The organism is Streptomyces sp. AMJ-169, assembly GCF_055597585.1.
On sequence record NZ_JBVLTJ010000004.1, the window covers coordinates 14,537 to 28,101 of the forward strand.

Here is a 13,565-nt window from a genome sequence, read left to right on the forward strand (position 1 = left end):
CCAGGATGAGGCACCTTTGATTCCCGTAGGAGCCCCATGCGTGTCCTCTCCGTCGCATCGACCGAGCTGTTCACCGGCACCGCCGATCATCCGCTCCAGGTGGTGGCCGTAGAGCTCGGGCACGAACCCGGCCGGTCCGTCCGGCTCTCCGTCACGGGCGGCGTCCGCAGCCCCGAGGCGGTCGACGTGACCGTCGGCGAGGACGGGACCGTACGCGCCGAGATATCCGTCGACGCCCAGGGCCTGGCCCCGGGCGAGCGGCGGCCGGTCACCGTGACCGCCGAGGACGCGGGCGCCGGGCGGCTCGTCCACCACTCGGCCGAGTTCACCGCCGCCGAGCCCGGCTGGACGATGTTCATGGTCAGCCACTTCCACTACGACCCGGTGTGGTGGAACACGCAGGCCGCCTACACCGAGACCTGGGACGTCGCCGACGACCCCGCCTCCAGCGGCCTTCCGGCCCGTACCTTCGACTCGCGCGGCCAGTCCGGGATGAGCCTGGTGCGCGCCCACTGCGACCTGGCCCGGCGCGACCCCGCCTACACGTTCGTGCTGGCGGAGGTCGACTACCTCAAGCCGTACTGGGACGCGTTCCCCGAAGAGCGGCCGTTCCTGCGGGAGTTGCTGCGCACCGGGCGCGTCGAGATCATGGGCGGCACCTACAACGAGCCGAACACGAACCTCACCGGCGCCGAGGCGACCGTACGCAACGCCCTGTACGGGGACGGGTTCCAGCGCGGGATCATGGGGGCGCGGGCCGACACCGCCTGGCAGCTGGACGCGTTCGGGCACGATCCGCAGTTCCCGGGGCTGATGGCGGACGCGGGGATCTCCTCCAGCTCCTGGGCGCGCGGCCCGTACCACCAGTGGGGGCCCGCGCTGTCCGTCTTCGGCGAGGAGCCGCGCGACCCCAGACGGATGCAGTTCCAGGCGGAGTTCAACTGGATCGCGCCGTCCGGGCGGGGGCTGCTGACGGCGTACATGGTCAACCACTACGGCGCCGGCTGGGCCATCGACAACGCGCCCACGCTGCCCGAGGCGGAGCAGGCCGCGCTCAAGCTGTTCAGGAGCCTGAGCAAGGTCGCGCTGACGAAGAACGTGCTGCTGCCGGTGGGCGGTGACTACGCGCCGCCGTGCCGCTGGGTGATGGGCATCCACCGGGACTGGAACGCCCGTTACGTGTGGCCGAGGTTCGTCAGCGCCGTCCCGCGCGACTTCTTCGCCGCCGTGCGCGCGGAGCTGGCGGCCGAGGGCCGGGTGGCGTCGCCGCAGACGCGGGACATGAACCCGGTCTACACCGGCAAGGACGTCTCCTACATCGACACCAAGCAGGCCCAGCGCTACGGCGAGGCCCTGCTGGCGGACGCGGAGGGCTGGGCGACGCTCGCGGCCCTGCTCGCCGGCCGCCCCTTCCCCGACGCGGCCCTCGACAAGGCGTGGCGCCAGCTGCTGTACGGGGCGCACCACGACGCGATCACCGGTTCGGAGTCGGACCAGGTGTACATCGACCTGATGACGGGCTGGCGGGAGCTGTACGACCTGTCGCGCGCCGTCCACACGGACGCGACCGAGGCGCTGGCCTCGCAGGTCGCCGCCCTCCCCGGGGACGCCCCCGACCTGATCGTCTTCAACTCCGCGACCTGGCAGCGCCGGGACGTCCTGACCGTCGCCGACCCCGGCCTGGTCCCGCTGGACCTCACCGGGCTGCCGCTGCCGGCCGTGCGGGAGGACGGCGAGCTGAAGGTCGTCGTCCCCGATGTGCCCGGGATGGGGCTCAAGGCGCTGTCGATGGCCGAGGGGTGCGTGACGGGGTGGACGCCGGGTGAGGGGAGCGTCGTCCGCAACGCGTTCTACGAAGTGACCGTCGATCCCGCGCGCGGGGGCGGCGTCAGCAGTCTGCGCCGGCTCGCCGAGGGCGGGCGGGAGCTGCTGCGGGCCGGGGACGTCGGCAATGAGCTGGTCGTGCAGGAGGAGTACCCGCGCCACCCCCGGTTCGGGGAGGGGCCGTGGCATCTCACGCCGACCGGTGTCACCGCCGCGCGCAGCCGCGATGTCACCGCTGACATCGATGTCGAGCACTCCCCGGCGGGGTCGCGTATCACCGTCCGGGGTGACCTGGGGCTCTTCCGCTACACGCAGCGGATCACGCTGTGGGAGGGCGTGGACCGGGTCGACGTGTCGACGACGCTCGACGGGTACGACGGCTCGGACCGGCTGATCCGGGTGCGGTGGCCGTCGGACGTGCGCGGCGGGCTGCCGGTGCACGAGGTCGCGGACGCGGTCGTCGGGCGCGGCTTCGGGTTCGTCGAGGTCGACAGCGAGGAGTTCCCCTGGACCCTCGACAACCCGGCCAACACCTGGTTCGGGCTGGGCTCGACGGCCCGGGTCGCGATCCAGGACGCGGCCGGGCTGCCGCTCGGGCTGCGCTCGGTCGGCGTCGCGGAACTCGTGTACACCGACTGGGACGTCGCCGGGCACCTGGGCACCCCGCTCGCGGCGGCGCTCGTGCGCGTGGGCGTGACGGCCACCTCGACGATCGCGGGCGGGCAGCGCTACGGCGACCTGGAGGTCGACTCCAACCTGCCGGACGTGCGGATCGCGGTCGGCGGGCCCGAGCGCAACGAGGTGGTCGCGCAGGCCCTCGGCCGGGACCCGGGCGCGGCGGGCGAACTGCGCCGCCAGCTGGCGGAGAAGGGGCTCGCGTCGGTGTGGGTCGCCCCGCGCGCGGCGCTGCGCGAGGAGTGGGTGCCCGGGGCCGACCTGCGTGACCTGGAGCGGCTGCCGCTGCTCGTCGTCGCGGGCCGGGACGCCGACGGGGACGCGGAGGCCGTGCAGGCCCTGATCGCGGACCTGGCCGACGGTGTCGTCCACGCGACCGGCGAGGTGCTGGCCGACGACGACGCCTGGGACGGGCGGGGGTTCGCCGTGCTGAACCGGGGGACGCCCGGGTGCGTGGTGACCTCCGCCGGTGATCTGTACATGTCCCTGATGCGGTCCTGCACGGGCTGGCCGTCCGGGATCTGGGTCGATCCGCCCCGGCGGACCGCGCCCGACGGCTCCGGGTTCCAGCTCCAGCGCTGGTCGCACACCTTCGAGTACGCGGTCGTCGCGGGCGAGGGCGACTGGCGGGCGCAGCGGCTGCCGCAGGCCGGGCACGCCTTCAACCGGCCGCTGACCGGGCGGTTGCGGCCCGGTGACGTCTGCGGGCCGCTGCCGCGCACGGCGACGCTGCTCGCCGTCGAGCCCGAGGGGCGGGTGCTGCTGGACGCGCTGAAACCGGCCGGTTCGCCGCTCGCGCGCGGCGGTTCACAGCCCACCGACCCCGGGCGCGGGGTCGTCGTCCGGATGCATGAGGTGGACGGGGCTCCGGTGCGGGCGCGGGTGACCGGGCCCGACCCCTGGGCGTCCGCCGTGCGGGCCGATGTGCTGGAGCGGGCGGGCGAGGAGCTGGCGCCCGACGGGGGTGTCGAGGTGGAGCTGGGCGGGTTCGAGGTGGCCACGGTCGTGGCAACGCCGTCGACCGCGCAGCCCGCCTGCGGCTCCGGGGTCGCCGCCGAGGAGCCCACGCAGCCGGTCGCGACCCGCTACTGGCTGCACAACTCGGGCCCGGCGCCGCGCGGGAACCTGCCGGTGACCGTGTACGTCTCCCCGACCGCGCTCACGGTGGAGGGGCCGGTCACCGCGACCGTGCGGGTCGCCTCGGAGCTGACCGACGCGGCCACCTGCGGGCGGGTCCGCCTCCGCGTCCCCTCCGGCTGGAGCGCCGAGCCCGCGATCCTCCCCTACACCCTCGCCGCCGGCGGCTACACCCTGTCCGAGGTGACGATCACCCCGGCCCCGGACGCGCCCCCCGGCCGCCACTGGCTCGCCGCGCAGCTCTCCTACGGGGGGCAGGTGTACGAGGACGTCGTCGCCCTCGACGTGCCGGGTGCGGTGCCTGAGGGTGAGCCGGACGGGCGGACCGGGCCGACTCTCGTGACCCGGCTGGGAGTTGAGCGGGTTTCCGTGCGGCGGGGTGAGCGGGTGACCGTGCCCGTCCAACTGCGCAACACCACGCGGGGGCTGGTCACGGGGCAGCTGTGGGCGGTGTCCGCGTGGGGGACGTGGGGCGGGGTCTCGCCGGGGCTGCAAGGGTTCGTGGTCGGTCCTGGGCAGGTGCTGGAGCGCGGGATCGAGGTGGACGCGGGGGCGGTGCCGGTGGGGTCGTACTGGCTGATGGCCAAGGTGGGGTGGCACGGGTGTGTCGCTTATACCGAGGCTGTGGTGCTGGAGGTGACGGAGTGAGCGGAGTCGTTCACGGGGCTCAGGGGAGAGGTGGGGCGCACTCCGGGGAGCCGGGCTCAGGGGAGCCGCACTGCGGGGAGCCGCACTCCGGGGAGCCGGGCTCAGGGGAGCCGCACTCCGGGGGGTTGCGCTCCGGGGAGTTGCACGTCCACCCGCCCTCACCCGGCCACGCCGCCACCGTCGCCGGCGACCCCGTCCCCCTCGCGCGGGTCGACGCCGTGCTGGCCGCCGTTCCCGCGCGGGACCCGGAGGGGCGACCCGAGGGGATCGCGCGAGCGGAGCGGCAGCGACGGCGGTGGGCTACCCAGGTGGTCGTCGTGGACGAGCTGGCGCGGCGGGAGTGCGCGGCGCGGGGGGTGCCGGTGCCCGAGCCGCCGCCGGGTGCCGGGCCAGGCGCTGCGGCGCTGCGGATGCCCTCGGTGTCCGGCGCGGACGTCGCGGGGCTCGGCAGCATCATCGCCGTCGCGCTCGCCCACTCCCCGGCCGCGCGGGCGCTGCTGGCCGCGCTGGAGGCCGGGCGGCGGGTGCCGGAGCGGGCCGTGCGGGAGTACTACGACCGCAACCCCGACCGGTTCCTGACGACGGACGCGCTGCGGCGCGGCGTGGACCCCTTCCACGGTGCGGGAACCCTCGATCTCGTGCCGTACGCCTCGGTCCGTGACGACGTCACGCGCGAGCTGCGGCGGGCGCAGGGCAGGCAGGCGTTCTTCGACTGGCTGGACCGGGCGCGGGCGGACGTGACGTACACGCACGGGCACGAACACCCCGGCGATCCGGCACATCCGGATCACGAGCACCGGCACTGAGACGGCCCCCGTGCGCCTGCGGCATGCGCGCCGGAGACGCACGGAACAGAAACGCAACACGGTTACCCATTGACCTCCGATGAATTCTGGTCCACCTTTTCATCATTCGGAGTCCAACTTGGTGATTTGAACCAGCCCCGTGTGGGCTCGGGAGGGCAATCATGCGCGTGAGAAGAGTGACCGGATGCGTGGCGGGTGCGATCGCCCTGGCACTGACGGCGGCCGGGTGCGGACTCTCGGGGGGCGGCTCCGACGGCGGCGCGAAGGCGGGCGGGTGCAGCGTCGACAAGGGCAACGTCGGGTCGGGCAAGCTGACCGGTGACGTGAAGGGGCAGATCACCTTCCAGACGACGAACCTCAAGAAGGACTTCAGCGCCTACTTCAACGGCGTGATCGCGGCCTTCGAGAAGGCCAACCCCGGCGCCAAGGTCAAGTGGATCGACGACCCGGGCGACGCGACGTTCACCCAGCGCCTGGTCGCGGACGCACAGGGCTGTACCCTGCCGGACGTCGTCAACATCAACGTCAACACGGCGCTGGCGCTGACGAAGACCGGCTACCTGCTGGACCTCGACACCAAGGCGCCGGACGCGGGCAAGCCGTTCACCGAGGGCACCTGGAAGTCGAGCACCTACGCCCAGGCCGACGGCACGAAGGTGCACAGCGTGCTGCCCTGGTACTCGGGCGGGATCGTGCAGACCTTCAACACGGAACTGCTCCAGAAGGCAGGCCTCGATCCGGCCAAACCTCCGACCACCATCCTCGGGATGTTCGCCGACGCGGAGAAGATAGCCAAGGCGTCGGGCGGCGACTACTACGCCCTCCTCGCCAACCCGCAGCTGCGCATCCCGGCCGACTGGCAGCAGATGGGCATCAAGGTCCTCTCGGACGACGGCAAGCAGTTCACGTTCGCGAGCGACCCGCGCACGGTCCAGTGGGTCGAGGGCATGACCAAGCTGTACAAGGCGGGCGCGATGCCCCGCGACTCGCTCTCCTCCAACCAGGACCCGTCGACGGTGTACGGCCAGGGCAAGCTGGTGTACGGCTCGACGAACCCGAACTACCTGCGCTTCATCGAGCAGAACAACCCGAGCGTCTACAAGAAGACGGGCGTGGCCCGCTACATGCTGGACGGCCTCGGCCACACCGTCGGCGCCCCGCAGTACATCGGCGTCGCGGCCACCAGCAAGCACGCGGCGACGGCGCTGGCGTTCGCCCAGTTCCTCACGAACGCGCAGAACCAGCTGACGTGGGCGAAGGACCCGAACGTCGTCATCTTCCCGTCCACGACGGCCTCGCTGGACGACCCGTTCTTCCAGAACGTCACGGGCGACGACCCCTTCGCGCAGGCCCGCAAGCTGGTCGCCGAGGACCGCAAGACCGCCACGGCCGACGAGATCGCCCTGACCCCCGGTGAGCTGAACGCGGCCTCGGCCCAGATCCAGCTCGCGATGCAGGGCAAGAAGAGCGCCCAGGACGCCCTGAACGAAGCCCAGAAGAAGATGAACGAGCTCATCAAGCAGGGTAGTTGAGCATGGCGGCCAAGACCCTGACCCCGGTGCCGGCGACGGCACCGGGGGCGGTACGACGGTTGTTGCGTGCCTTGAGGCCCGGACCGACGGCCGAAGCCGGCGGCGCCGCCCTCTACCGGCGCTGGTGGCTGCCGTGGCTGTGGATGTCCCCGGCGATCCTCGGTGTGACCGTCTTCGGCGTGTACCCGTTCCTGAACACGCTGCTGCTGTCCTTCACGAACGCCAAACCCCTCGGCGGGGCGGCGGACTTCGTGGGCCTGGACAACTACACGCGGATGCTGGACGACCCGGACTTCTGGCTCGCGACCCGCAACAGCCTGCTGTACGCGATCGTCGTCGTCCCGCTGATGGTGCTGCTGCCGCTGATGCTGGCGGTGCTGGTGGAGAAGAACCTGCCCGGCATCGGGTTCTTCCGGTCCGCGTTCTACACGCCGGTCCTCGCCTCCAGCGTGGTCGTCGGCCTGAGCTGGCAGTGGCTGCTGTCGGACCAGGGGCTGATCAACACGTGGCTGGAGAAAGCCCACTTGATCAAGTCGGCGGTCCCCTTCCTCTCCGACTCCTGGCTGATCCTGTTCTCCGCGATGGGCCTGACGATCTGGAAGGGCCTCGGCTGGTACATGATCTTCTACCTGGCGGCGCTCGGGAACGTCCCGAAGGAGCTGCACGAGGCGGCGTCCGTGGACGGCGCCGGCGCGGTCCGCCGCTTCTGGAACGTCACCGTGCCGGGCGTACGCACCTCGATGATGCTGGTCGGCACGCTCACCGGCATCGGCTCGCTGCGCGTGTTCACCGAGATCTACATGCTCGGCGGCTCGACCGGCGGCCCCGGCGGCGCCGACCGCACGCTCCCCTTCTACATCCGGGACGTCGCCCTCGACCCGCTCACCGGCAACGCCGGCTACGGCTCGGCCGTCAGCGTCGCCCTCTTCGCACTGACCCTGGGCCTCACGCTGCTGTCGCAGCGGCTGACGAAGGAGGACGAGGCATGACGACGGCTGTGGAGAGGGGGAGTTCGTCCGGGAGCGGATCTTCCGGGGGCGGGGCTTCCAGGGGCGGGGCTTCCGGGGGCGGGGCTTCCGGGAGCGGGGCTTCCGGGGGGCGCCGGCGTCTCATGCCGCGCTGGCGGGACTACGGGCGGCCGCGTGAACTGATCGTCCGCTACCTGCTGTTGCTGTTCGTGCTGGTCATCACGATCGGCCCGCTGGTCTGGCAGCTGCTGTCGTCCCTGAAGGGGGCCGGCGAGGACGTGTTCGGCGCGGGCGCGAGCCTGATCCCCCGCCATCCCACCCTGCACGCCTACCGGGAGATCTTCGACCAGGTCCCGGTCTGGACGTACATCCGCAACAGCACGATCGTCGTGATCCTGTCCGTCAGCAGCCAGTTGCTGTTCTCCACCCTCGCCGGCTACATGCTGTCCAAGCCGGCCTGGAAGGGCCGGGGCCTGGTGTGGGTGCTGCTGATGGCGTCGATGATGTTCCCCTTCGAGTCCATCATGGTGTCGCTGTTCCTCAGCATCCGCGACCTGGGCCTCGTCGACCACCTCGCGGGCGTCTGGCTGCCCGGCTTCGTCGCCGCCATCAACGTCCTCATCATGCGCGCCGCGTTCCTCGCCGTCCCGCGCGAGATCGAGGACGCGGCGATGCTGGACGGCGCGGGCGAGTGGAAACGCTTCCGCCACCTGTATCTGCCGTCGGCGTACGGCGCGATCCTCGTCGTCACCATCAACACGTTCATCAGCGCCTGGGACGACTTCCTGTGGCCGCTGATCGTGCTGCGCACCGAGGACCACTTCACCCTGACCCTCGGCCTCTCGCGCCTTCAGTCCTCGTCGTTCGGCTACGACCAGCGCATGGTGATGGCGGGTTCGGTGATCTCGGTGATCCCGGTGCTGGTCCTGTTCGTCATCACCCAGCGCTGGTTCTACAAGGGGGTGTCGTCGGGAGCGGTCAAGCTCTAGACCGCCTTGACGACGAGGGGTACGACGCCCAGCGCCTCCCGCGCTGACCTCGCCACCCTGACCTCGGTCTCCTGAGCGACGAAGCCCTTCAAATCGGCGCCGACCAACTCCAGTTGGCCGGCGCCGAGCCGCATCCGGACGGTCCGGGTCTCACCCGGGGCGAGCTCCACCGAGGCGAACCCCCGCAGTTCGAGCGTGCGCGGCCAGACGAGCGTCCGCAGCGGCCGGATGTAGAGCTGCACGACACAACGCCCGTGCCGTTCCCCGGTGTTGGTGACGTCGGTCGCGACGGACCCACCGTCCAAGCGCGACTCCCCCAACGCGAAGTCCGTGTACGACAGCCCGTGCCCGAAGGGGTAGAGCGCCCCGGCGTCGGTGTCGACGTAGGCGCCGTACTCGGTGTCCTTGTGGTTGTAGTAGACGGGGAGCTGGGCGGCCGACCGGGGTACGGAGACCGGGAGCCGCCCGGCGGGTTCGGCGTGCCCGAGGAGGACTTCGGCGATGGCCTCGCCGCCCCAGGGCCCCGGGTACCAGGCGGTCAGCAGCGCCCCAGCGCGTTCGGCCGCCTCGGGGACGGCGTGCGGGCGCCCTTGGAGCAGGACGACGGCCGTGGGGGTGCCGGTCGCGCTGACGGCCTCCAGCAACGCCCGCTGTGCGGCGCCGAGTTGGAGGTTCGCCAGGTCGGCACCCTCGCCGCAGGTCATGTCGTCGCGGGTGGACAGGGCGGCGCCGTTGGCGTCGAACTCCGTGTCCTGACTGCGGGCGCTGCTGCCGCCGAGAACGAGCACGGCGAGGTCGGAGGCCGCCGCCGCCGCGACCGCCTCGGGGATACCGGCACGGTCGTCACCGGTGAGCGCGCAGCCCTCGGCGTACCGGAACTCGGTGCCGGGGGCGCGACGGCGCAGGGCGTCGAGGACGGTGGCGCCGGTGCGCTGCGGGGCTGTGTAGTCGCCGAGTTGGTGGGCCGTGGTGGCGGCGTGGGGCCCGAGGACGGCGACACGGGAGACGGACTGCCGCACCGGCAGAACGCGCTGATCATTGTGCAGAAGGGTGATCGAGGCGCGGGCGAGCGAGGTACTGAGCTCGGCCCCGCCTTGGGGGAACTCGCCTTGCGCGTAAGGGTTTTCGAAGAGGCCGAGGCGGAACTTCAGGCGCAGTACGCGAGTTACGGCGGCGTCGACGGCCGCCTCGCTCACCAGCCCTCGCTCGACGGCCTCTTCGAGCCGCGTGAAGCCCTCGTCCCAGAGGCTGAGGTCGACTCCGGCGCTCAGCGCGAGGGCTCCGGCGGAGACCGGGTCACCGGTGATCCGGGCGAGCCGGTCCACAGCGAGCCCGTCAGCCATGACCAGGCCGTCGAACTTCCAGGTGTCCCTGAGGAGTTCGGTGAGGAGGGGCTTGTTGCCGGAGCAGGGGAGGCCGTCGAACTCGTTGTAGGCGGACATGACTCCGGCGGCGCCCGCGCGGACACCGGCGTGGGCGGCGGGGAGGTGGATCTCGTACAACTCCCTTGGTCCCAGCTCGGATTCGGCGGAGTTACGGCCACCGATGGTGGCGCCTTGGCCGGCGAAGTGTTTGAGGATCACGGGGGCTTTGTGGGGGGCGAAGGGGTGGGGGTTGGGGGTGAGGGTGTTGTGGGTCGGGGTGTTGTCAGTGGGGGTGTTGTCGGTGGGGGTGCCCTGCATGCCTCGTACGAGGGCTTCGGTCAGGCGGGCGGCCAGGTACGGGTCTTCGCCGAAGCACTCCTCGGTGCGGCCCCAGCGGGGGTCGCGGGCGATGTCCAGGGCGGAGACGAGGGCCAAGTGGCCGCCCCTGGCCCGGAGTTCGGCGGCGGCGTGGGCGGCGGCGCGTTCGTACAGCTCCGGGTCCCAGGTGGCGCCGACGGCGAGGTTGACGGGGAGGACGGTCCCGTCGAGGGCCATGTGGCCGTGGGGGACTTCTTCGACGAAGAGGGCGGGGATGCCGAGGCGGCTGCTGTCGATGACGTGTCGCTGGACGAGGGCGGCGAGTTCGGCGCTGCTGTCGGCGTCGGGCCCACTGCCGTACTCGACGCCGGACCAGGCGTCGGCCCGCATCAGCCCGTACAGCGCCCCCAGCCCCGAGAACCGGTCCGTCTCGGCGCGGAGGGCGTCGGTGAGCTCGTAACTCCCGCCCGGGGTACGGCGGTAGGCGTCCCAGCCGTACATACGCTGGTTGAGCTGACCGACTTTCTCTCCGAGGGTCATGCGGGAGAGGAGGTCGGCGATTCGGGACTCGGTGGGGGCGGTGGGGTCTTGGTAGAGGGGGGTGGGCATGGGGTGGTCCTTGGGGGTTGGGGGTTGGGGGTTGGGGGTTGGGCGGTGGTGGGGTTCTGGGGAGGGGCGGAGTTGCGGAGGCGAGGGCGGCCGGGGTGGGGTGGGATAGGGGGCTCTGGGCCGGGGTGAGGTGAGGGGGCTTTGGGCCGGGATCAGAGCTGGGGCGTTCGCGGGCGGGGGGGCTCGGGAGTGGTGGGGAGGGGGCCTTGGGCTGGGGTCAGAGGTGGGGTACTTGCGGGCGGGGGGCTCGGAAGCAGTGGACAAGGGGGCCTTGGGCCGGGATCCGAGCTGGGGTATTCGCGGGCGGGGGCCTCGGACGGGGTGGGGTGAGGGGGTGAGTCGGGTCGGGCGGCGTGTTCCTGGATGCGCGTACTCCCAGACGCGCATGCTTTCCGGACCGGCGTGTTTCTGAACGCGTGTGTTCCCGGACGCGCATGCTTTCGGATCGGCGTGTTTCTGGACGCGCGTGCTCCTAGACCAGCGCGTTGCCGAACCCGCGTGCTCCCGGACCCGCGCGTTTCTGAGCTCGTGTGCTTCCGGACCGGTGCGTTTCCAGACCGACGTGTTTTTGGGCTCGTGTGCTCCCGGACCGACGTGTTTCCGGATTCGCATGCTCTCGAAGCAGCGCGTTCCCGTAACCCGCGCGCTCCCGGACCGACGTGTTTCTTGGCTCGCGTGCTCCCGAACCGGTGTGTTTCCGGACTCGCGTGCTCTCGAACCAGCGCGCTCCCGTAACCCGCGCACTCCCGGACCGACGTGTCTCTGGGCTCGCGTGCTCCCGAACCAGCGCATTGCCGAACCTGCGCCTCCGGACTCGTACGCTCCCGGACCAGCACGTTCTCGAACCCAGCACACTCCCGAACCCGCACGTTCTCGAACCCAACACACTCCCGAACCCGCATGTCCCCAGAGGCGCACGTCCCCGAGCCGCACGCTCCCAACCCAGCGAGCCCAAGCCGATCCCGTAGGACACGAGGTCGGCCAGGGCGCCGAGCCGGTGCGCGGACCGCCGCCGAGAACCGGCGCACACCTTCGCCCCTTTCTCAGCCCACCACCCCCAACCGCGCCAACGCCACCGCCCCCGCACTGCCGTCCGGCACCGGGGCGAGGGTGAGGCCAAGGTGGCTGGTGCGGTGGACGAGAGGTTCGAGGAGGGGACCGCCCGGAGCCAACAGCCCGCCGGTGACCACCAGCGTCTCCCCCTGCCGGGGCGCCAACGCCGTCACGGTGTCCACCAACGCCGTCGCCGCCTCATCCAGAATCGCGACAGCCACAGCATCCCCTTGTGCCGCCGCTTCGGTCACCAGCGGGGCGTGAGCCGCGAGGTCCGTCGGGGCACGGTCCATGACGGCGGGGAGAAGGTGAGCACGGTAGGCGGCACGTTGGGAGAGGCCCCAGCGGGGAGTGTGGCCGGAGGGGGCATTGCCAGAGAAGACATCCCCCGCAGACCCGTTCCCGCCTCCGACAGCAGAGGCATTTCCGGCAGGGACATTCCCAGCAGACCCGTTGCCAGCAGCAGAGGTGTCCCCGGCGGAGGCGTCCCCTTCAGGCCCGTTCCCGACAGCAGAGACGTTTCCGGCAGAGGCGTTCCCAGCGGACCCGTTCCCGACAGCGGATGCGTTCCCCACGGGAGCAGCCCCCGCAGGCCCGCTCCCAGCAGCAGAGGCACCCCCAGCAGGAGCATTCCCAGTAGACCCGCCCCCGACAGCAGAGGCGTCCCCCGCAGACCCGCCCCCGACAGCAGACACGTCCCCCGCAGACCCGCCCCCGGCAGAGACCCTCCCTCCAGAGCCCTCCCCCGCAGCAGAAGCATCCCCGCCAGAGCCGCCACCCCCAAGAGCACCCCCGCCAAAACCACCCCCGCCGGCGACGTACCCCCCAGAGCCACCCCCACCCCAGCCACCCCCATACCCCACCGGCGGCAACACCCCCTCAGGAATCCCCAGCGCCCTTCCCACCAGCACCGCCAACCGCGTCGCCTCCCCCCGCCCATCCGCCGCCCTCAACGCCGCCCGCACCGCCCGCCGCCCGATCCAGAACCCGCTCCCGTCATCCCCGAGCAGCCACCCGTCCCCACCGGACGTCGCCACCAGCACCCGCCCCCGCACCCGCGCTGCCACCGCCCCGGTCCCGGCGACCAGCGCGAGCCCATCCTCCGGATGCCCGGGCGCACCCGCGAACGCCGCCTCGATGTCGCTGTGGATGGTGACCGAGGCGGGGGCGATCCCAAGCTGCCCGAGCGCCGCGACGAGAGCGGTACGGGCCCGACTCCGACCGACGTCCTCACCGGGCCGACTCTGCCCTACGACACCCTCGGACCCCTGACCGGCCACTCCCCCAGAACTCGGGTCCCCCACCCCCTCGGCACCGCCCCTCCCCAAAGCCGCCCCAAGCCGCCCCCCACCATCCCCACCAGGCCGCACACTCGCCGCCCCCGCGAACCCGCCCGCGACAGCCACCACCCGCCCCCGAACCCCCTCCGGCACCGCCATCCCGATCGCCTCGGCGAGATGATCAGTGAGCCGGGGGACCGGAACGGTCAGGGCGTTGCCGGGCCCGGAGACGCCCTCGCCGAGGACTCGGCCGTCCCGCGCGTCCGCGAGCACCGCACGCGTACGGGTGCCGCCCGCGTCGACGCCCAGCACCAGGGGGGCGTCCGCATTGGCGGAGTCTTGGTTCAAATCACTATTCATCG

At 72.0% G+C, this 13,565-nt stretch carries 7 protein-coding genes and 1 pseudogene; 5 read left to right on the forward strand and 3 right to left on the reverse strand.

From position 1 onward, the window contains the following. Positions 1-36: 36 nt before the first annotated feature. From ACYUD3_RS11135 to ACYUD3_RS11155, 5 genes are all read left to right on the forward strand, one after another. Entirely contained in the window at positions 37-4,284 is a 4,248-nt protein-coding gene (locus ACYUD3_RS11135) for a glycoside hydrolase family 38 N-terminal domain-containing protein (protein WP_470967466.1), read from the forward strand. Between the two features lie 125 nt (positions 4,285-4,409). Further along, positions 4,410-5,090: a peptidyl-prolyl cis-trans isomerase gene (locus tag ACYUD3_RS11140; RefSeq protein WP_470968470.1), complete on the forward strand. Its 681-nt coding sequence runs from the start codon at positions 4,410-4,412 to the stop codon at positions 5,088-5,090. A gap of 161 nt (positions 5,091-5,251) precedes the next feature. Next, positions 5,252-6,622 (forward strand): extracellular solute-binding protein, encoded by a 1,371-nt coding sequence (locus ACYUD3_RS11145; RefSeq protein ID WP_470967468.1) that lies wholly within the window; start codon positions 5,252-5,254, stop codon positions 6,620-6,622. 2 nt (positions 6,623-6,624) lie between these two features. Continuing rightward, positions 6,625-7,611: a carbohydrate ABC transporter permease gene (locus ACYUD3_RS11150; protein WP_470967470.1), complete on the forward strand. Its 987-nt coding sequence runs from the start codon at positions 6,625-6,627 to the stop codon at positions 7,609-7,611. Positions 7,612-7,733: 122 nt separating this feature from the next. Beyond that, complete coding sequence (locus ACYUD3_RS11155; RefSeq protein ID WP_470967472.1) at positions 7,734-8,579, forward strand: carbohydrate ABC transporter permease; 846 nt, start codon at positions 7,734-7,736, stop codon at positions 8,577-8,579. On the opposite strand, the gene ACYUD3_RS11160 is transcribed toward ACYUD3_RS11155, so the two are convergent. The 3 genes and pseudogenes from ACYUD3_RS11160 to ACYUD3_RS11170 all read right to left on the reverse strand — a co-directional run. Next, on the reverse strand, positions 8,576-10,870 hold the full coding sequence (locus ACYUD3_RS11160; RefSeq protein ID WP_470967474.1) for a glycoside hydrolase family 3 N-terminal domain-containing protein: 2,295 nt from the start codon (positions 10,868-10,870) through the stop codon (positions 8,576-8,578). The genes ACYUD3_RS11155 and ACYUD3_RS11160 overlap by 4 nt on opposite strands. A 1,043-nt stretch (positions 10,871-11,913) precedes the next feature. Beyond that, positions 11,914-12,144: a hypothetical protein gene (locus ACYUD3_RS11165; RefSeq protein WP_470968534.1), complete on the reverse strand. Its 231-nt coding sequence runs from the start codon at positions 12,142-12,144 to the stop codon at positions 11,914-11,916. 657 nt (positions 12,145-12,801) lie between these two features. Further along, positions 12,802-13,563, reverse strand: a pseudogene (locus ACYUD3_RS11170) (BadF/BadG/BcrA/BcrD ATPase family protein); the annotation flags it as partial. Between the last annotated feature and the right edge of the window lie 2 nt (positions 13,564-13,565).